Here is a 19,867-nt window from a genome sequence, read left to right as displayed (position 1 = left end):
GCTTACCCAATCTTGCATGTCGGCACAAAAAAATCGACAGGCTATTCAGCCTATTGGGGGAGAAATGGCGACTGAAGACAAAAGGCCGGAACGCTTGCAAGGTTCCGGCCAGTTTGAATTATGGGCACTTAGCCGCTGATGCGTTCGACATTCGCGCCGCAGCGCGAGAGCTTTTCTTCCAGCCGCTCGAAGCCGCGATCAAGATGATAGACGCGGTTGACGAGCGTTTCGCCTTCGGCGGCAAGCCCCGCAATCACCAGCGAAACCGATGCGCGAAGATCGGTCGCCATCACCTGCGCGCCCTTGAGGCGTTCCACGCCCTCGACGGTTGCGGTCTGGCCGGAAAGCGAAATCTTCGCGCCAAGACGCGCCAGTTCCTGCACATGCATGAAGCGATTCTCGAAGATCGTTTCGGTAATGCGCGACGTGCCCTTGGCCTTGGTCATCAGCCCCATGAACTGCGCCTGAAGATCGGTTGGGAAGCCGGGGAAGGGATCGGTGACAATATCGACCGGCTCGATGCCGTGGCCATTGCGCACGACCCGCAATCCGCTATTGGTCTCGGTGATTTCCGCACCCGCCTGACGCAGCGTTTCCAGCGCGGCTGAAAGCTGGCTTTCCTGCGCGCCTTCAAGCAGCACATCGCCGCCCGTCATGGCCACCGCCATGGCATAGGTGCCCGTCTCGATGCGGTCGGGGATGACGCGAACGCGCGCGCCCGAAAGGCTGGTCACGCCTTCAACATGGATCGTACTCGTGCCTGCGCCGGAAATCTTTGCGCCCATTGCGTTGAGGCAATCGGCCAGATTGACGACTTCCGGCTCGCGCGCGGCGTTTTCGATAATGGTCTCGCCCTTGGCCAAAGTTGCAGCCATCAGCATCACATGGGTCGCGCCGACAGAAACCTTTGGGAATGCGTAGCGCGTTCCGACAAGGCCGTCCTTGGCGCGAGCCTTGGCATAACCGTTTTCAATCTCGATTTCAGCGCCGAGCGCCTGAAGGCTTTCGAGCAGCAGATCGACCGGGCGCGTGCCGATGGCGCAGCCGCCGGGCAGCGACACATTGGCTTCGCCCGTGCGCGCCAGCAGCGGCGCAATCACCCAGAAGCTCGCGCGCATTTTGGAAACCAGTTCATAGGGCGCAGTGGTGTCGACGATATTGCGCGCCGTGAAATGGATGGTGCGCGAATAGGCGCCGTTCTGGTGCTCGCGGCGGCCATTGACCGAATAATCGACGCCATGATTGCTCAGGATGCGGATCAATTGCTCGACATCGGCCAGATGCGGCACATTTTCGAGCGTCAGCGTATCGTCGGTCAGCAGCGAGGCGATCATCAGGGGCAGGGCTGCGTTTTTCGCGCCGGAGATGGGGATGACGCCATTGAGCTTGTTGCCGCCGATGATTTTGATGCGATCCATGCTGTTTCACTTTCTGGGCCGAAGCAAATGCCCGATAATTATTTTGCAATTATTTTTTGCAAGGCTTCGCAAGCCTTCCGGCTTGGCGACGATGCAGCAATAAAGTACAAATCTTGCGGCGGAATTAGGTCGATTGCGAATCATGGGCCGACCACGGCGCAGTCAAGAGTTTGAACGCGCTTTTAGCGCAGCCGTCCCCTCTCTTCAAGAACGGCTTTTCCCCACGGCATCATTCCGTATCTTTGCCGGCTGCGGCAATGCCGTCTGTGCGCTCATCGGCCTCGCCTGCGCGCCGCGAGCGCAATTGCGCCTTGCGCCGCATCAGATTCGCACGAAGCTGGTCCGCGCGCCGCTTTTTGCGCGGATCGGACGCGCTTGATTTCTTGTTCTGGGTCGTTTCTTCGCTCATATGCCCTGTTTACTACGCTGGAATGGCTGCGAAAAGGTGCTTTCCACGGCTCTCTTCGCCGATTTCCACATTATATGCAAAGAATTGTAATTGCTTGCTTGCGATTTGCGTAATGATGTGGCAGAAGTCCGCCGCGTTCAGGCGAATGCTGCGGTAGCTCAGTGGTAGAGCACTCCCTTGGTAAGGGAGAGGTCGAGAGTTCAATCCTCTCTCGCAGCACCATTCATCTTTCCAAAAATATAACGATAAAAGACCGTCATCCTGTTCGGGATGATGAGCAAATATGTTCTCCGTGCTCACATGCGGCCGCTCCCGCCGAGATGTGCGGGAGCGGCTCTGCAAGCTCGGTATTCCATAGGTTGATGAATTAGCTGCGTGGGTAGGCCGTATATACCCGGTTGATGAAATTATTGAATTCGCTCATGTAGTTAGCCAGAAAATCCCGGGTCGATTCGGAACTGACCACACCATCGTCGGAGATCAGGTCGGGGGTGAAATGGATATAGGCTTCGATCGCATTCATCATCGGCGAATTGCAGAAGCTCAAAATAGTTTTAAGATGCTGCTGGCCAACGGCGGTGCCGATTGAACCGGGCGATGTGCCGATAATGCCGGACGGCTTTCGGGTGAAGGAATTTTGTCCCCATGGCCTGCTTGCCCAGTCGATGGCATTTTTCAGGCCGCCGGGAATCGAGCGGTTATATTCGGGGGTGACGAAAAGCACGGCGTCCACGGCGGCGATGGCCTCTTTGAAATCCCGCGCGACTTTCGGGTAATCGGCATCATAATCATAGCTGTAGAGCGGAAGATCCCTGAAGGAAATCTCCTGCATTTCCAATTCGGCGGGCGCCAGCTGCACCAGTGCCAGCGCAAGCTTGCGGTTGATGGAGCCTTTGGCGAGGCTGCCCACAAAATATCCGACTTTGTGCTTGGTCATCATGTCCTCCGTGTTGAATTAGAACACATCCCGAAAAGCGTGAAACGGTCTTTGGGCAAGACGCGCATAAAACAAGGATTTAGAGGCTTGATCGCATTCAATCGAACCAGAATACTCCAAATACGCAAGTTCGTATGCCACATCTCTAAATAACATGTCGCGGATGACCTGTCACGAATAACGCAACGCAGCATTTGCAGCCAATGCCCGGTCCGGCGTTCTCTCATTGGTGTTCATTGTCCTGGAAAAATGGCGCGCTGGAGCAGATGAAACTGGGCACCGCTATGTCATTGTAGCTGCTCTATAATTTCTGATTGTCGTTTCTGCCGTCGGGGTCCGGCTATGCAGCGTTGTCTACCGCTATTCTCTTGGACCAGATCTGCCGTGGGTTGCGGGGATTTGATGAAGTCTGTATGGAGCATAGTACCCGAAATCGCAACTTGCCTTCAGATGTCAATAATTTGGCTGATATAGACGCCAAGATGAGGGGTGTATCATGGTATTTCGGTCCTGCAAAAAGTCCCGCGGTCGGGAGTACGCCTGCCGCAGCCCCCAAGACCAGCCAATTGTCACCGACAACAGCCAGGCCCTGTCGCCTTGGTATGCCGCTGTCATTGTGTTGTCCCTCTGCAGCGCACATTCCGCCTATGGCGCGGATGCTACCCTTAACGTGGCAGAAGAGCATGTTTCGGCGGAGCCTCAAAATTGGGCCTTGCAGATTACGCCCTATATGTGGGCGGCAGGCCTCGATGGGCATATTTCTCCGTTTCGGCGTGGTCCGACTATCGGCGTCGAGAAGTCGTTCTCCGACGTCATGGACGAGCTGAATTTTGGCGGGTTCATCAACATTTGGGGACGCTACGACCGCTTCGTCTTCTCGGGCGACATCATGTATGTCGATACGACGGACGGCCATGGGGTTGGGCCGCTGCCGGCACTCGCGATTCCCGGGGTCGGCACAATACCGCCGGGCGGCAGCATCGATGCGAAGGTTGACACGAGGCAATTCACTGCAACCCTGATGGGCGGCTACCGGGTCGTTGATACGTCGCAGTTCACGCTCGATGCCCTTGGCGGCGCGCGCTTCTGGCACATCTCGAATGATGTGACGCTTACCGGGAGCCTTGGCGGTTTCAGCGGGTCTGTTAGCCACGAAGAAAGCTTCGGCTGGGTCGATCCACTGGTCGGTTTGCGCGCCTTCCTTCCAATCACGAAAACCTTGTCAGCGCAGGCGCAGGCAGACATCGGCGGTTTCGGTGCGGGATCGGACTTCACTTGGTCAGCGATGGCTACCGTCAATTACGCCTTCAGCGACCACTTTTCCGCTTCCGTGGGTTACAAGGTGCTCGACGTTGACTATGATCACAAAGGTCACGTCTATGATACGCGCCTCAGCGGCCCGGTTCTGGGAATGACCTACCGGTTTTGATTTGTACCCACTTCCCGCAGTCTTCTTATGGATTGGTGTTCAATATGTCTCGCTTCACACGCATTCTTGCTGGTTTGACTGCCGCTGCTGCATTGCTGACCGCCCAGGCCGAGGCCTGCACTCGGGTCGTTTATCACGGCCCTGACGGGAGGAACATCACAGGCCGCAACATGGATTTCAAGGATCCGATGGTCAGCAACTTCTGGGTCTTTCCTCGCGGGATGAAACGCAGCGGGGCCGCCGGTCCGCGTTCGCTGGAATGGACATCGAAATTCGGCAGCCTGGCCGTATCCGGCTATGACATCTCCACCGTTGACGGCATGAATGAAGCAGGGCTCAATGCCAGCCTGTTATGGCTGAACGCCACAACATTCCCGCAGGACGATGGGACAATGCCTCGTCTCTCCCTTTCGATCTGGGCGCAGTTCTACCTCGATCAGTTCGCAACGGTCTCGGAGGCGATCGAATACACGCGCAACCATCCTGTGGATGTGGTGAGTGGTGAGGTGCCCGGACGCCCCGGCAGTCTCGCACCGCTCCATTTGACGCTCTCCGATGCAACCGGCGACAGTGCCGTTCTGGAGTGGATTGATGGAAAGCTGAGCATCCATCACGACCGCTCCTATCAGGTGGTGACGAACGACCCGCCCTATGACGACCAGCTCGCCAACCAGAAATACTGGAGCGCGATTGACCCTCTCAAATTTCTCCCCGGTAGTGGCCGCTCCGAAGACCGTTTCGTACGCGCCGGCTTTTATATCAACGCAGTGACCCAAAGCGACGACCCCCGGATTGCCGCTGCCGCAGTGTTCAGCGTGATCCGCAACGCCTCGGCGCCCTATGGCGTGAGCATTCCCGAGGCACCGAACCTGTCCACCACCCGCTGGCGTGTGGTGGCGGATCAGAAGGGCATGGTCTTTTACGGTGAGTCAGCGACCTCGCCCAACGTTTTCTGGGTGGATATGAAGAAGCTCGACTTCTCCGAGGGCGCGCAGGTCCGCAAACTGGATCTCGGGGTGGACATGGCCCGTGTCCTTACCGGCGAGGCGTCCAGTCAGTTCGTCACGGCAAAGCCGTTCGACTTCATGGAAGCCGAATGAAGTAAAGTAGAGCGTGGCGGAGGCATATGAGGTGCCGCTCCTCGCTTTGCGATAGAAACGTTTACCGTCGATATATTGGCTGCCCCTGAAATTGAAGGAGCACTTCTAAAGCATGTCGCCCGAAAGTGGGAACCGGTTTCGGGATATCGACATGCATTAAAACAACAACTTAAAGCGTAAGGAGCGAATCTGAAAGATCGCGACACGCTTTAACGCAAAAGTCGGTGGCATTGCGAGGAGTTTGGAATACTTGAGGCTGCTCTTTGGTCAGCCGATTCGAAAAGGGGAGTGTCCTGAACTTTGTGTATCTGTCCCGGCCCATTGGGTTTCAGATACTCAAGCGTCGAATCGCTCGCCGAACATTATGGCGAACCATGCGAACATCGCTACGCCCGCCAGATATAACCGTAATACGATCGAAGAGAGGCGCAGAGTTGCTGAATTGCGCGTGGCTCACAGAACGCCGAAGAACGTTTGAAAAACATTCTACAGGAACGCCAAAGGAACGTCGTTACTGCTAAGTCATTGAAAAGAGAATGGCGCACCCGAAAGGATTCGAACCTCTGACCCCCAGATTCGTAGTCTGGTGCTCTATCCAGCTGAGCTACGGGTGCTTGCCTGCGCGACCGATCATTGCGGTGCAGGCGGTTGATAATCGGACCCGGTATTAAATGCAAGCACCTTCTGAGAAAAAAATGCGCTTATGTGAAGTTTTCTTGAATGGAGCCGGTTTTGTCCACCTCCGAATGGGCCGGGGGGGGGGGCCGTAATTGCGTCATTTATCCTGCCAGTCCGGCAGGTCGGGCAGGCGTATCTCGAAATGCGCGCCGATGGGGCGATCCTCGCGCAATTCTATCGTGCCGCCATGGGCCTGTATCAGTTCCTGTGCGATGGCAAGGCCAAGGCCGGTGCCGTCGCTGCGCGTGGACCCTTTGAATGCGGTAAAAAGATGCTCACGGGCCTTTTGCGGCAGCCCCGGCCCGGTATCCTCCACGCCGATGATCGCCGCGGTTCCGATTCTCCCCGCCGAAAGCGTGAGCCTTTTGATAACGGCATCGCCATGGCGCGAATCACGCTCCATTGCCTGCACGGAGTTGCGGCACAGATTGCTCAGCACGCGAAAAAGTTGCTCCGAATCGACATTTATTTCGAAATCATCGGCAACGCGGTTCTCAAATTCGATACCGCTCGTGCTGCTCAGATCAAGCATCTGCTCGACATCCTTGATGATGGTCCCCAGCCTTACGCGGCGCGGACGCGGTGGCGGCTCCTGCGAACGGCCATAGGCCATGACACTTTCCGAATAGCTGATGGCGCGGTTGAGCGTATGGATCAGCTTGGGCGCAAAGCGCTGCACCATGGGATCTTCGGTGTCTGCCAGCCGGTCGGACAATAATTGCGCCGAGGCGAGAATATTGCGCATGTCATGATTGATCTTGGAAACGGCCAGGCCAAGATCGGCGAGATGCCTTTTCTCCTTGAGCGTTCGTTGCAGATCGCTCTGCATATGGGCGATCTGATATTGCGCTATGCCGAATTCGTCCTTGCGGTCCTCGGGCACCAGAATCCGGGTCGGGTTTTCAGGCGCAGCAGCGAAATCCATCATATTGCGATGCATGATGCGGATGGGCAGCAGCAAGGCTTCATGGATGATGAGATAGATAAGGCTTGCGGCAATCACCGATATGAGCAGCGAAACAAAGGCCACATTGCCCGCATAGAGCAGCATGGCATGGCGCAGGGGAGCATCGGATGTGACGATCTCAATGAAGCGACCAGAATCTTGCGGTGCATCCTGTGGTGAAATCGAGCTGTAAATGCGCAGGGTCCTGTCGCCGCCATTGAACAGGGTTCCGAATGCGTCCCAGATTGCCGCCGCTTCGCTGATATTATCGAGGTCGATTACCTGATCGATCCTGTCGGGCATTTCGCTCATGGCCAAAAGATGCGAGGCCCCCGCCTCGCGCAAGGCGATGGCTTTGGTGCCGGTGGTGACGAGCACCTTGTCCTGAACGTCGCGCGGAATGTTCATATTGCCGCTGGCAATCAGGACTTCGCTCACCGCTTCCACCGTATCGAGGCGCGACTCCATCCAGCGTATGCGCATATTGGCGATGGAGGGGACGAAGATCAGAACTTCGGCGATGAGAACGGCGAGAACGATCAGAAGCAGGAGCTTGCTCGAAAGCCGGTTGCGCCAGCGCAGCCGCGTAAACTGGCCTTCAGAAATCTTTTCACCCGGATCGGCAACCGGCATTGCGGCGTTTTCGCCCTCCGCATCCCTGCCTGTATCTTTTTGCGCAATCGCCATCGCCTGCTTCCAAATCGACGGCCTGGCCGGTCGTGGCGCCGCTCGTTCAGCCTGTTGTGCACCCTGTGAGTTTTGAACACGGTTTATATATGGAATGGTTCTGGAAATCCAACAGGCTTTGTCGCTTTCGTTAAGCTAATCAGCATATTGGCAATGGTTTACATTACCGAAATTTAACTCGACCCGTGGAAGCTGCTTGTGCAGAGTCGCCGGGAAAGATCTTGATTTGTGGATAAGCCCGCGTGGTTTGCATTCTATCGGGATAGTCATCGTTCTGATAATATCAGCTGGCAATTTCTGCGCCCGAAGGAAATATCGATGCCTTAACGTATTTCCTGCAAAAATATGAAGCGGAATTGCCGCTGAAGAATGTGTGAAAACAATGAGATGGAATGGCCTGGCCGATCCCGGTCCAGCCGGAGCCGTTCCAGAACAAGGTCTTTCAAAGCCTATGCGACCGACCTTGCCGGAGAGCTGAATGAAAGCCTGGAAGCAGACGGCCCTGTGCCTGCTCATAATTCTTGCCGCCGCTGGCGGCTGGTATGTTTATAGCGGCAAGAACGCAGCAATGGAAACCACTGGGGAAACCCCCGCGCAAAACAGGGGGCCCGGATCATCCGGCGACAGGGGCGCGCCTTTGGTCGTCGTCGAGCCCGCGGGCGAGGAGACGATCAATAATCGCCTCACCGCCATCGGATCGGCGCGCGCCCTGAAGACGGTCTCGGTGACGCCCTATTCCAGCGGTTATATGACCAGGCTTCTGGTCAAGGCGGGAGATGTAGTCAAGGAAGGCGATACAATCGCCGAACTGGACAACGAGACGGAGACGATTGCCGTCGCCAAGGCGCAGACGGCGCTTGAAGATGCGGAAAATACCCGTGCGCGTACGGCGCGCCTGCGCGAGACCAACACGGCCACGCAGGTGCAGGAGGTCGCAGCCGAACTTGCCGTTGCCAATGCCCGCCTTGCATTGCAGGATGCGCAACTGGCCTTGAGCCGCCGCACGGTGCGCGCGCCGATTTCCGGAATTATCGGCATTCTTCCGGTCAATGCCGGTAATTACATCACCGCGCAGACCCCCATCGCCCGTATCGATGATCGCTCGACGGTCCTCATCGACATCTGGGTGCCGGAGCGCTTCGCCCCGCAGATCAGGGTCGGGCAGGCCCTGACCGCCGAATCGACGGCATTTCCCGGCGTCACTTACCAGGGCACCATCAATGCGGTCGACAATACGCTGGACGAAGCCAGCCGTACCCTGCAGGTAAGGGCGCAGATCGCCAATGATCAGGACCGGCTGCGCGCCGGCATGTCCTTTTCGGTAACGATCCTTTTCCCCGGCGACCGCTATCCTTCGATCGATCCGCTGGCAATCCAGTGGGGTCCCGACGGCTCGTTCGTCTGGCGGATTGAAGAGGGGGTCGCCCGAAAGGTCGCAGCGCGTATCATACAGCGCAATTCGACCAATATCCTGATCGACGGCCCGGTCAGCCAGGGCGATCTGATCGTCACGCAAGGGGTGCAGACGGTGCGCGAAAATGCACCGGTAAAGCTTCTCGACGATCAGGGGACGGCCCTTGCCGATCCCGACGCCGTCAGTCGCGTTGCAGGGTGAGGACAGAGCGCGTGAGCAGTTCCCAAACCCCGCCTCAGGCCCGGCCCGAAAAGAGCAATGGCGGATCGACGGCACTTTTCATCCGCCGTCCCGTCTTTGCCTTCGTCATCAATGTCCTGATCATCGTTGCCGGACTTGCGGCTTTTACCGGCGTCGACATTCGCGAACTGCCCGATGTGGACCGGCCTGTCGTGACGATCAGCACCAATTTCAGCGGCGCATCCGCCGAAACCATCGACCGGCAATTGACGCAGGTTCTTGAAAATGCGGTTGCCCGCGTGTCCGGCGTCAAGTCGATTTCCTCCACATCCTCGTTCGAGCGCAGCCGCGTTACCGTCGAATTCAACGATGGTGTCGATCTCAATGTCGCCGCCGCCGACATGCGCGACGCGATTTCACGCGTGGCCAATACGGTCCCCGAAGAAGCCGATCCCTCGCGCATCATCAAGGCTGATTCGAACGCCGATCCCGTCATGCGCCTTGCCGTGACCTCCGACACGCTTTCGGTGGACGATATGACGGTTCTGGTGGAGGACCAGATCGAGGACGTGCTTTCGGCTGTGCCCGGTGTCGCCGATGTGCAGATCAATGGCGAGCGGGAGAAGATTTTCCGCATCGACATCAATCAGGCGCGGCTTGCCAGCTATAGTTTCACCATTGCCGATCTTGCCAGCGCGCTTTCGTCCATGGGGCTGGACGCCCCCGCCGGTTCCCTGCGCAGTTCCGATCAGTCCATCGTGGTGCGCGCGACGGCCAATCTTGAAACACCCGAAGATTTCGAGAATGTCTTCATCAATGAACGCGTCCAGATCCGCGACATAGCCACTGTCACGCTGGGGCCTGATATTGAAAGCTCCGCCGTCCGCTCCAACGGCAAGACGGCGATTGGCCTTGGCATCGTGCGGCAGGCCCAGTCCAATACGCTCGATATTTCACAAGGCATTCGCGCGGCGGTCGATAATCTGCAAAGCACCCTGCCGCCGGGCGTGAATATCACCGTCACCAGCGATGACGCGAATTTCATCAATGGCGCTATTCATGAAGTCGAGATCGCGCTGATCGCCTCGGTGCTGATCGTGGTCGCGATCATTTTCATGTTCCTGTGGGATATTCGCGCGACCCTTATCCCGGCTTTGGCCATGCCGGTGGCATTGATCGGCACCATCGCAGCAATCTATCTTGCCGGTTTTTCCGTCAATATCCTCACGCTTCTGGCTTTGGTTCTGGCGACGGGCCTTGTGGTGGATGATGCCATCGTGGTGCTCGAAAATATCGTGCGCCGCCGCAATCAGGGCATGGGGCCGCGTGCTGCGGCTGTGCTCGGCACGCAGGAAGTCTTCTTTGCCGTCATCGCGACCACGCTGACGCTGGTTGCGGTTTTCGTGCCGATTTCCTTCCTGCCCGGACAGGCGGGCGGCCTGTTTCGCGAATTCGGCTTCGTGCTGGCCATCGCCATCATGCTTTCGGCCATTGTCGCGCTCACGCTTTGTCCCATGCTTGCTTCCCGCCTGCTGAAAGAAGGCAATGGCGAGGCCGAAGGTTCACACGGACCAGCCTTTCTGCGCGCGATCGGTCGGGGCCTTGCGAATTTCTACCGCAAAAGCCTGCATGTCTGTCTTTCCGCACCGTTTCTCGTCGTGCTGGTGGCGCTGCTTTTTGCGGGTGTCTCCTATATAGGCTACGGCCAGATCCGGCAGGAACTGACGCCGACGGAAGATCGTGCGGTCGCACTTTTGCGCATCAACGGCCCGCAGGGCATCAGCGTCGATTTCCTTCAGACGCAGCTCAACCGCATCGAAGATGCGATCAGGCCGTTGCGCGACAGCGGCGAAATCCGCACCACCTACGCCATTGCCGGTTCCGGCGGTTCCTCCAATAATGGTTTCATGGTGTTGACCCTCGCGCCCTGGAGCGAGCGTGAGCGCAGCCAGCAGGAAATCATGGCGGATATTAACCAACGGGTCCGCAACATCGCCGCTGTGCGTATCTTCTCGATGCAGCCCAACAGCCTCGGCATTCGCGGGGCTGGCAACGGCCTGCAATTTGCGGTCCTCGGCAATGATTACGCCCGGATCGGCCCGGCGGCGGAAGCAATCGTGGCGGCGCTGGAAAAGGATTCGCGTTTCGTCCAGCCGCGCCTGTCCGTCGAGCCGACCCAGCCGCAGCTTTCCGTGGAGATCGACCGCGTGCGCGCCTCCGATCTCGGCATCGATATTACCGGCCTTGCCAATGCGGTTCAGGCCGTGCTCGATGGCCGCAAGATCGGCTCGGTCTATGTGGGCGACAGAAGCTTCGACGTGAAGTTTGTTTCCACCACCAATCCGATCAACGATCCGACCGATCTGGAAAATATTTTCCTCAAGACCGGCGATGGCCGCTACGTGCCGATGTCATCCATCGCCTCGGTGGTGGAAAAGGCGGTTCCGCCGCAACTCAACCGCGAAGCGCGCCAGCGCTCGGTTTCGATCACGACAGGTCTTCGTGATGACTTCGCCCTTGGCGATGCCTATGCCGCCGCCTTGCAGATTGCAGAACCGCTGCTGCCTCCGGGCAGTCACATCATCCCGCTTGCGGAAGCGCAGACGCTGAGCGAAACCTCCACCGGACTCGCGCTGGTCTTTGGTTTTGCAATTGTCATTATCCTGCTGGTGCTGGCTGCGCAGTTCGAGAGCTTCATCAGCGCGCTGATCGTCATGGCCACCGTTCCGCTTGGGCTGGGCTGCGCCGTCTTTGCGATGATTCTCACCGGCACCAGCCTGAATGTCTATAGCCAGATCGGCCTTGTCCTGCTGGTTGGCATCATGGCGAAGAACGGTATTCTTATCGTCGAATTCGCCGACCAACTCCGCGACAAGGGCCTCAGCGTGCGCGAGGCGATCGAGGAGGCGGCAAATATTCGCCTGCGTCCCGTCTGCATGACCATCATCTGCTCGGTGCTGGGCGGCCTGCCGCTGGTTCTGGCGAGCGGGGCAGGGGCCGAAGCGCGCATATCGCTGGGCTGGATCATTGTCGGCGGATTGGGACTTGCGGCCATCACCACGCTCTACGTGACGCCAATCGCCTATCTGCTGCTCGGGCGCTTTACCAAGCCCAAGGTGGAAGAAGAAGTCCGTCTGGAACGAGAGCTTGCCCACGCGCTTAGAAATGAGAAGCCGGTTAAATAGTCCGGGCAATGCGTTTTAGAAATAGCCAGAGCGGCCCCAACGATTTCACTGCTGGGACCGCTCTAGGCAAAGTTACGAATGCCGTTATTTCTTCATCGCATCGGTCACTTTGCTCGTCCATGCGCCTTCCGGCTTTTTGGTGATGACCGGATCGGAGCCGCCGCCCAGAAGCGTTTCCACGGTGCGGTCGGCAGCCGCCACGTCAAGCGTGCCGTCCGAACCGTCGAGCAGCTTGCCGATTTCTTTGACCATGCGCTCCTGCACTTCCTGCGTCTGCGCGCCGGATGCATCATTTTCGAGTACGATCTCGGCTGCTTCCGCCGGATTTTCGGCGGCATAGTTCCAGCCCTTCATGCTCGCGCGCACGAAGCGGGCGAGCTTTTCGACCGTGGCCTCGTCCTCAAGGCTCTTTTCGAGCACGTAAAGCCCGTCCTCAAGCGTCGCCACCCCCTGTTCTTCATAGGGGAACACGACGAGCTGGTCGGCGGGAATGCCCGCATCGATGACCTGCCAATATTCATTATAGGTCATGGTGGAAATGCAATCGGCCTGTTTCTGGATCAGCGGATCGACATTGAAGCCCTGCTTGAGAACCGTTACGCCATCCGCACCGCCTTCGGTCGGGATTTTGAGATGGCTCATCCATGACAGGAACGGATATTCATTGCCGCCGAACCAGACGCCGAGTGTACGGCCCTTGAAGTCTTCCGGCTTGGTAATGCCGGTTTCCTTGCGGCAGGTCAGCATCATGCCCGATTTCTTGAAAGGCTGCGCAATATTGACGAGCGGCACACCCTTTTCGCGCGTGGCCAGCGCCGAAGGCATCCAGTCCACCACCACATCCGCCCCGCCGCCCGCGATCACCTGCGGCGGGGCTACGTCCGGCCCGCCCGGCTTGATCTCGACATCGAGGTTTTCTTCCTCGTAAAAGCCCTTGTCCTTGGCGACGTAATAGCCCGCAAACTGCCCCTGCGTCACCCATTTTAGCTGCAAGGTCAGCTTGTCCGCCGCCATTGCCGTTCCTGACATGAGCGCCATTGCCAGCCCCGCCGTCAGCAAGATTGCCTTTTTCATGCCCGTTCTCCCTCTGCTTGATGGCCCCACCTTATTTTGGCGGATGCCGGATTGGGTCAGTTCTTCCGATAGGAAGGATGCCAGAATGTCATTCTTCGCTCGATGAGCGCGATCAGCCCATAAGAGAGCGACCCGGCCAGCGCCGCGACAAAAATTTCAGCCCATACCATATCCACATTCATGCGCCCGATCTCGGCTGAAATGCGAAAGCCCATGCCGACGATGGGCGTGCCGAAAAACTCCGCCACAATGGCCCCGATCAGCGCCAGCGTGGAGTTGATCTTGAGCGCATTGAAGATGAAGGGCATGGCCGCAGGCAGGCGTAATTTGACGAGAGTCTGCCAGTAATTCGAGCCATAGGTCTGCATCAGGTCGCGTTCCATCGCGCCGCTGCTCGCCAGCCCCGCCACCGTGTTTACCAGCATGGGGAAGAAGGTCATGATGATGACCACGGCGGCCTTCGACTGCCAGTCGAAGCCGAACCACATCACCATGATGGGGGCAACGCCGACAATAGGGAGTGCTGCCGCCAGATTGCCAAGCGGCAGCAGTCCCTTGCGCAAAAAAGGAACGCGGTCGGCGATGATGGCGGTGATGAAACCCAGTCCGCAGCCCGCCGCATATCCGATGATGACGGCCTTGAGGAAGGTCTGGCGGAAATCCGCCCAAAGGATGGGGACGGATGCGACGATACGCGCCCATATGGCTGATGGCGCGGGCAAAAGCACCGAAGGAATTGCGAAAAGCCGTACGGTCGCTTCCCATAACAGCAGCATGGCGATGCCGAAAAGCGCGGGAACTGCAATGTCGAGAAGTTTCTGCACCTGCGCATTGCGCGATTTGAGGCTCGCCACCCAGCCCACGACGAGCCATGAAACTGCAATCATTGCTATCAGGGAAAGGATGTTGCCGGTCATGCCGTGGCCCTTTCGGGTCTTGCGCCCATGCGGCGGTTGACGATCCGCGCCGCCAGCCCGACAAGCGCCACCAGCACTCCCGCCATGACGGCTGCGGCGATCAGCGCCGCCCAGATCTGCACCGTCTGCCCATAATAAGACCCCGCCAGCAGCCGCGCGCCAAGGCCCGCCACAGCACCCGTGGGCAGTTCGCCCACAATGGCGCCCACAAGGCTGATGGCGACCGCAATCTGCATCGAGGTGAACAGGAAGGGTATGGCCGCTGGCCAGCGCAATTTCCAGAAGATCTGCGCGCGCGAGGCATTATAGGTGCGCATGAGGTCGAGATGCATCACATCGGGCGAGCGCAGCCCCTTCACCATGCCCACCGCCACCGGAAAGAATGACAGATAGGTGGAGATGATCGCCTTGGGCAGCAGGCCGGATATGCCGATGGCGTTGAGCACCACGATAATCATCGGCGCGATGGCGAGAATGGGGATGGTCTGCGAGGTGATGATCCACGGCATCAGGCTTTTGTCGAGTGTGCGTGAATGCACGATCCCCACCGCAAGCAGCACGCCGAGCGCCGACCCCATGAGAAAACCCAGCAGTGTCGAAGACAGCGTGACCCAGCCATGGAAAACGAGGCTGCGCTTGGAGGTTGGCTTGATGACAAATATGCTTTTCCACATTTCCGCGGCCACCTGATGCGGCGCGGGCAGGACCGGGCGATCCTGGCTCATCGTATTGGCGAGCATTGTGGAAAATGAAATTTCGGTTCCCGCGCGCTCCGCCTGATCACGCTCGAAAGGCGCGTTGAGAAACACCGCCAGCGCATACCACAATGCGATGATGACGATGAGGATTGTCGTCACCGGAATGAACCTGTCGCGCAGGAAGCTCTGCATCATCGCCCTCCGCCATACGGAATGAACAAGCCCCGCTCACTCATGGATATGCCCCAGCCGCAGGCCCTCGCGAACGCGATGGGCAATTTTTAGAAAGGCTTCCGAATCGCGGATTTCCAGCGGCCGGTCCGGCCCCAGATCGCAATCGATGATCTCATGAATACGACCGGGGCGGGGGCTCATCACCACGATACGCGTCGACAAAAACACCGCTTCAGGGATCGAATGGGTGACGAAGATCACCGTTTTTCGCGTCGCCGCCCAGAGCTTGAGAAGCTGCTCATTGAGATGGTCGCGCACGATTTCATCCAGTGCCCCGAAAGGCTCATCCATCAAAAGCATGTCAGGATCGAACGACAGCGCGCGGGCAATGGATGCGCGCTGCTGCATGCCGCCCGAAAGCTGCCAGGGATATTTTTTCCCAAAACCGGAAAGATTGACCAGCGCCAGGTTCTTTTCGATACAGGCTTTGCGCTCGGCTTTGGAATAACCCATGATCTCGAGCGGCAGGCCGATATTGTCCTCGATGCTGCGCCATGGAAAAAGGGCTGCTGCCTGAAACACATAGCCATAGGAACGATCAAGACGCGCCTGTTCCGGCGTCTTGCCGTTCACGCTCACCGAACCGGCAGTGGGCCGTTCCAGATCGGCCACCACGCGCATCAATGTGGTCTTGCCGCAGCCCGACGGGCCGATGAACGAAACGAACTCGCCCCGTTCGATGCTCAGATCGATGTCGGAAAGCGCATGCACCGGCCCGTCATTGGTCTCGAAGACCAATGACAGATTGCGGATGTCGATAACCGTCTGCGCATTTGCTCCGCCCCGTTCGGGGGCCATGCTTTGGATTGTGTTCATGCGCGGTTCCCGAAGTTGAGCTATGGTCATGTCTCAGACCCCGATAGGCATATGTTCGTCGCTGCGTTCCACCTTGCGGGGAGCCACCACTTCCTTCCATTGCGAAAGTGCCCGGTTGACTGCGCCATTGGGTTCGCGCTCGATGAAACGCCCGTCGCCCGGCTCCGCCGTCACCCGGCCCTTGTCGAAGGCCACCCGCCCGCGCGAAAGCGTGCAGACCGGCAGGCCCTTGAGTTCGAAACCCTCGAACACATTGTAATCAATGGAAGAATGCTGCGTTCTGGCCGAAACTTTCTTGCTCGCCTCCGGGTCCCAGATCACCAGATCGGCATCCGAGCCGGGCAGGATCGCCCCCTTTTGCGGGTAGATATTGAGAATTCTGGCAATATTGGTCGAGGTGACGGCCACGAATTCATTCGGCGTCAGGCGTCCGGTGCGCACGCCCCGCGTCCACAGCACCGGCATTCTTTCTTCAAGCCCGCCCGTGCCATTGGGGATTTTGGTGAAGTCGCCAATGCCGTGGCGCTTCTGCTCGGTGGTGAAGGCACAATGGTCGGTCGCGACAACCTGAAGCGAACCGGCGGCAAGCCCGGCCCACAGGCTGTCCTGATTAAGCTGATCACGGAAAGGGGGCGACATGACGCGCCGCGCGGCATAATCCCAGTCGCGATTGTGATATTCGCTTTCATCAAGGGTGAGGTGCTGGATCAGCGGCTCGCCATAGACGCGCATGCCCTTCTGCCGCGCGCGGCGAATGGCTTCATGGCTTTGCTCGCACGAGACATGCACCACATAAAGCGGCACACCTGCCTGATCGGCGATCATGATGGCGCGGTTGGTGGCTTCGCCTTCTACTTCCGGCGGGCGCGAATAGGCGTGTCCTTCCGGCCCATTATTGCCTTCCGCCATGAGTTTGGCCTGCAATTGCGCGACGATGTCGCCGTTTTCGGCATGGACCAGCGGCATGGCCCCCAATTCCGCGCAGCGCTGGAATGAGGCGAACATCTCGTCATCATTGACCATCAGCGCGCCCTTATAGGCCATGAAATGCTTGAATGTGTTGATGCCGCGCTTCACCACTTCGGCCATTTCATTGAAGGTGCGCTCGTTCCAGCCGGTGATTGCCATGTGGAAGGAATAATCGGTGCGCGCCTTGCCCGCCTTCTGGAACCATTCCTGAAGCGCATCGAGCAGATTGCCCTCCGAGCCGGGCAGCACGAAATCGACCACCATCGTCGTGCCGCCCGCAAGCGCTGCCGCAGTCCCCGTGTCGAAATCATCCGATGAATAAGTGCCCATGAAGGGCATTTGCAGATGGGTGTGCGGGTCGATGCCGCCGGGCATGATATAGCAGCCCGATGCGTCGATCACTTCGTCGCCGCTCAGATTATCGCCAATGGCGGCGATCTTCTCGCCTTCGATGAGAATATCGGCTTTATAGGTGCGGTCCGCCGCAATGACGGTGCCGCCCTTGATGACCTTGCTTGCCCCATTCTTGGCATTCTGCGCCATTGTTCGTCGTTCCCTTATTGGTTTTGTTGCGAACAGAAGCAGTATTGGTGCCTTTATAGCAGTTTAGCTTACAATTTCGGCAGTCTCCAATACGGCATGAAGTAGCACGTCGGTTCCCGCCGACGCCCATTCCCTTGAAATATCCTCGTCCTCATTGTGGCTCAGCCCGTCCACGCATGGGCACATGACCATCGCGGTCGGCGCCACCCGGTTGACCCAGCAGGCATCGTGGCCTGCGCCCGAAACAATATTGCGATGGCTGTAGCCGAGCCGTTCCGCCGCATTGCGGATGGCGTCGACACAACCGCTGTCGAATGTTACCGGATCGAAATGCCCTGCCACGTCGATCTGGATACCAATGCCGAGTTCTTCGGCGATTTTCGGCGCTTCCGTCTCAAAACGCGCCTTCATCGCATCGAGCGTGGCCTGATCGGGCGAGCGGAAATCCGCCGTGAAAACAATCTGCCCCGGCAGCACATTGCGCGAATTGGGAGAGACATCGATATGGCCGACGCCGCCAACTGCGTCGGGCTGATGCGCCATGGCGATCTCATTGACCAGTTGCAGCATTTTGCCGAGGCCAAGGCTGGCATTCTTGCGCATCTTCATCGGCGTGGAGCCGGTATGGGCTTCCTTGCCGGTCAATGTCACTTGCAGCCACCACAGGCCCTGCCCATGGGTGACGACACCAATATCCTTGTTCTCCGCTTCAAGAATCGGGCCTTGCTCGATATGAAGCTCGAACATGGCGTGAATCTTGCGCTGGCCCACCGGCTCGTCGCCCTTCCAGCCGATGCGCGCCAGCTCATCGCCGAATTTCTTGCCCTTGGCATCCTGCCGCTCATAGGCCCAGTCCTGATCGAGCGCACCGGCAAAAACACCGGATGCGAGCATGGCGGGCGCAAAGCGCGTGCCTTCCTCATTGGTCCAGTTGACCACCACGATGGGGCGCTTTGTCCTGATGTTCATGTCGTCGAGTGTGCGCACGACTTCCAGCGCGCCGAGCACGCCCAGAACGCCGTCGAACTTGCCCCCCGTCGGCTGCGTGTCGAGATGGCTGCCCATATAGACCGGATCGGCATCGGCATCCTCGCCGGGGCGGGTGAAGAACATATTGCCCATCGTATCCACGCCCATCGAAAGGCCGGATTTTTCGCACCAGCCCTGAAACAGCTTGCGGCCCTCGCCATCCTCGTCGGTCAGCGTCTGGCGATTATTGCCGCCGCGCAGGCCGGGGCCGATCTTGGCCATTTCCATCAGGCTGTCCCATAGACGGTCGCCATTGATGCGAAGATTGCTTATTTTGGGGTTGTTGCTGAGCCCCATATGCTCCGCCTCCACATTCCTGTAGACAAGACTGCCCATCATCTCTCATGGCAGCCTGCCTTGTTCCCGCGACCCCGGCTCTCTGGCCTCAATTTTCTTGCAAAATTTGCAAAAACTTGACTAGTTGGTCAAAATGCAGGCTAGAAGAGCCTTCAACAACGGTCAAGCGGTTTTAATGAATTCTGCCTGCGCAAAGGTGTTATATGGTCACGGACTCAGGCAATACCGCACAACCGGCCCCCGGCGAGAAGGCGGCCAATGACAGAGCAGAAGGCGCGACGCGCATTCAGGCGATCAATCGCAGGCTCATTCTCGATGCAGCGCTCGATGTCTTTTCCCATTTTGGTTTTCGCGGCTCGACCGTCGATCAGATTGCTGAAAAAGCAGGAATGTCCAAGCCGAACCTGCTTTATTATTTCCCGCGCAAGCAGAATATTTACGTCACCGTTCTCGAAGAAACCCTGACCGCATGGCTGGAGCCGCTAGAAAGCATCGATCCGGACGGCGATCCGCTGGCGGAACTGCGCCGCTATATTGCGCAAAAGCTTGAAATGTCGGCAAAAAAGCCGGAGGCCTCACGCCTTTTCGCCAATGAAATCCTGCATGGCGCACCGGCGATTACCGATTTTCTCAAGGGGCATCTCAAGGATCTGGTTGATGAAAAAGCGGCTGTCATTCATCATTGGATCGCGCAAAAACGCATCGCACCGGTTGATCCCCATCACCTGATCTTCACGATCTGGGCCGTCACGCAGCATTATTCCGATTTCTCGGTGCAGGTTTCCGCAATCTTAGGCGAACGTGCGCAGGCCCCGGATTTTTACGACGAAACCGCCCGCTCGCTTGCGGCGATCATTCTCGATGGCGTGCGCGTGCGCAATGAGGTGCCGGGCAGCTAATCACGGCC

The 19,867-nt window shown here is 58.1% G+C and carries 15 protein-coding genes and 2 tRNA genes; 6 read left to right on the top strand and 11 right to left on the bottom strand.

The features are described 5' to 3' along the window. Positions 1 to 128: 128 nt before the first annotated feature. Both murA and DKP76_RS01385 read right to left on the bottom strand, forming a co-directional pair. On the bottom strand, positions 129 to 1,418 hold the full coding sequence (gene murA, locus DKP76_RS01390; protein WP_109704636.1) for a UDP-N-acetylglucosamine 1-carboxyvinyltransferase: 1,290 nt from the start codon (positions 1,416 to 1,418) through the stop codon (positions 129 to 131). A 229-nt stretch (positions 1,419 to 1,647) separates the two neighbouring features. Then, positions 1,648 to 1,827, bottom strand: a complete 180-nt coding sequence (locus DKP76_RS01385) for a hypothetical protein (protein WP_109704635.1) — start codon at positions 1,825 to 1,827, stop codon at positions 1,648 to 1,650. Positions 1,828 to 1,974: 147 nt separating this feature from the next. On the opposite strand from DKP76_RS01385, the gene DKP76_RS01380 reads away from it, so the two are divergent. Beyond that, a tRNA-Thr gene (locus DKP76_RS01380) sits at positions 1,975 to 2,049 on the top strand. Between the two features lie 145 nt (positions 2,050 to 2,194). Here the strand turns inward: DKP76_RS01380 and DKP76_RS01375 are convergent. Next, positions 2,195 to 2,764, bottom strand: coding sequence for an NADPH-dependent FMN reductase (locus tag DKP76_RS01375; RefSeq protein WP_109704634.1), 570 nt, complete (start codon positions 2,762 to 2,764; stop codon positions 2,195 to 2,197). Between the two features lie 670 nt (positions 2,765 to 3,434). Between DKP76_RS01375 and DKP76_RS01370 the strand changes: the two genes are divergently transcribed. Together DKP76_RS01370 and DKP76_RS01365 are read left to right on the top strand one after the other, a co-directional pair. Further along, positions 3,435 to 4,193: a porin family protein gene (locus DKP76_RS01370; RefSeq protein WP_425349355.1), complete on the top strand. Its 759-nt coding sequence runs from the start codon at positions 3,435 to 3,437 to the stop codon at positions 4,191 to 4,193. A 44-nt stretch (positions 4,194 to 4,237) separates the two neighbouring features. Continuing rightward, positions 4,238 to 5,293 (top strand): linear amide C-N hydrolase, encoded by a 1,056-nt coding sequence (locus tag DKP76_RS01365; RefSeq protein WP_109704633.1) that lies wholly within the window; start codon positions 4,238 to 4,240, stop codon positions 5,291 to 5,293. Between the two features lie 537 nt (positions 5,294 to 5,830). On the opposite strand, the gene DKP76_RS01360 is transcribed toward DKP76_RS01365, so the two are convergent. Beyond that, positions 5,831 to 5,907, bottom strand: a tRNA-Arg gene (locus DKP76_RS01360). Positions 5,908 to 6,068: 161 nt separating this feature from the next. After that, positions 6,069 to 7,604, bottom strand: a complete 1,536-nt coding sequence (locus tag DKP76_RS01355) for a sensor histidine kinase (RefSeq protein ID WP_109704632.1) — start codon at positions 7,602 to 7,604, stop codon at positions 6,069 to 6,071. A gap of 478 nt (positions 7,605 to 8,082) precedes the next feature. On the opposite strand from DKP76_RS01355, the gene DKP76_RS01350 reads away from it, so the two are divergent. Together DKP76_RS01350 and DKP76_RS01345 are read left to right on the top strand one after the other, a co-directional pair. Beyond that, entirely contained in the window at positions 8,083 to 9,219 is a 1,137-nt protein-coding gene (locus DKP76_RS01350) for an efflux RND transporter periplasmic adaptor subunit (protein ID WP_109704631.1), read from the top strand. Between the two features lie 11 nt (positions 9,220 to 9,230). After that, on the top strand, positions 9,231 to 12,383 hold the full coding sequence (locus DKP76_RS01345; protein ID WP_109704630.1) for an efflux RND transporter permease subunit: 3,153 nt from the start codon (positions 9,231 to 9,233) through the stop codon (positions 12,381 to 12,383). Between the two features lie 84 nt (positions 12,384 to 12,467). On the opposite strand, the gene DKP76_RS01340 is transcribed toward DKP76_RS01345, so the two are convergent. The 6 genes from DKP76_RS01340 to DKP76_RS01315 all read right to left on the bottom strand — a co-directional run bounded on the left by DKP76_RS01340 (position 12,468) and on the right by DKP76_RS01315 (position 18,960). Beyond that, positions 12,468 to 13,457: an ABC transporter substrate-binding protein gene (locus tag DKP76_RS01340; RefSeq protein WP_109704629.1), complete on the bottom strand. Its 990-nt coding sequence runs from the start codon at positions 13,455 to 13,457 to the stop codon at positions 12,468 to 12,470. A gap of 56 nt (positions 13,458 to 13,513) precedes the next feature. Next, on the bottom strand, positions 13,514 to 14,374 hold the full coding sequence (locus tag DKP76_RS01335) for an ABC transporter permease (RefSeq protein WP_109704628.1): 861 nt from the start codon (positions 14,372 to 14,374) through the stop codon (positions 13,514 to 13,516). Continuing rightward, positions 14,371 to 15,264 (bottom strand): ABC transporter permease, encoded by an 894-nt coding sequence (locus tag DKP76_RS01330; protein WP_109705120.1) that lies wholly within the window; start codon positions 15,262 to 15,264, stop codon positions 14,371 to 14,373. The genes DKP76_RS01335 and DKP76_RS01330 overlap by 4 nt, the downstream gene beginning before the upstream one ends. 36 nt (positions 15,265 to 15,300) lie before the next feature. Beyond that, positions 15,301 to 16,122, bottom strand: a complete 822-nt coding sequence (locus DKP76_RS01325; RefSeq protein WP_109704627.1) for an ABC transporter ATP-binding protein — start codon at positions 16,120 to 16,122, stop codon at positions 15,301 to 15,303. A gap of 33 nt (positions 16,123 to 16,155) precedes the next feature. Next, positions 16,156 to 17,634 (bottom strand): dihydropyrimidinase, encoded by a 1,479-nt coding sequence (gene hydA, locus DKP76_RS01320; protein ID WP_109704626.1) that lies wholly within the window; start codon positions 17,632 to 17,634, stop codon positions 16,156 to 16,158. A 63-nt stretch (positions 17,635 to 17,697) separates the two neighbouring features. Further along, the gene (locus DKP76_RS01315) at positions 17,698 to 18,960 is read right to left on the bottom strand and encodes a Zn-dependent hydrolase (RefSeq protein ID WP_109705119.1); all 1,263 of its coding nucleotides are present in this window, start codon (positions 18,958 to 18,960) and stop codon (positions 17,698 to 17,700) included. 203 nt (positions 18,961 to 19,163) lie between these two features. Here DKP76_RS01315 and rutR point away from each other — a divergent pair, with 203 nt between their 5' ends. Next, positions 19,164 to 19,859: an HTH-type transcriptional regulator RutR gene (rutR, locus tag DKP76_RS01310; protein ID WP_109704625.1), complete on the top strand. Its 696-nt coding sequence runs from the start codon at positions 19,164 to 19,166 to the stop codon at positions 19,857 to 19,859. Positions 19,860 to 19,867 lie beyond the last annotated feature (8 nt).

The organism is Falsochrobactrum shanghaiense (genome assembly GCF_003149535.1).
GTDB lineage: Bacteria > Pseudomonadota > Alphaproteobacteria > Rhizobiales > Rhizobiaceae > Brucella > Brucella shanghaiense.
This window is presented reverse-complemented; position numbering and strand designations above follow the sequence as displayed.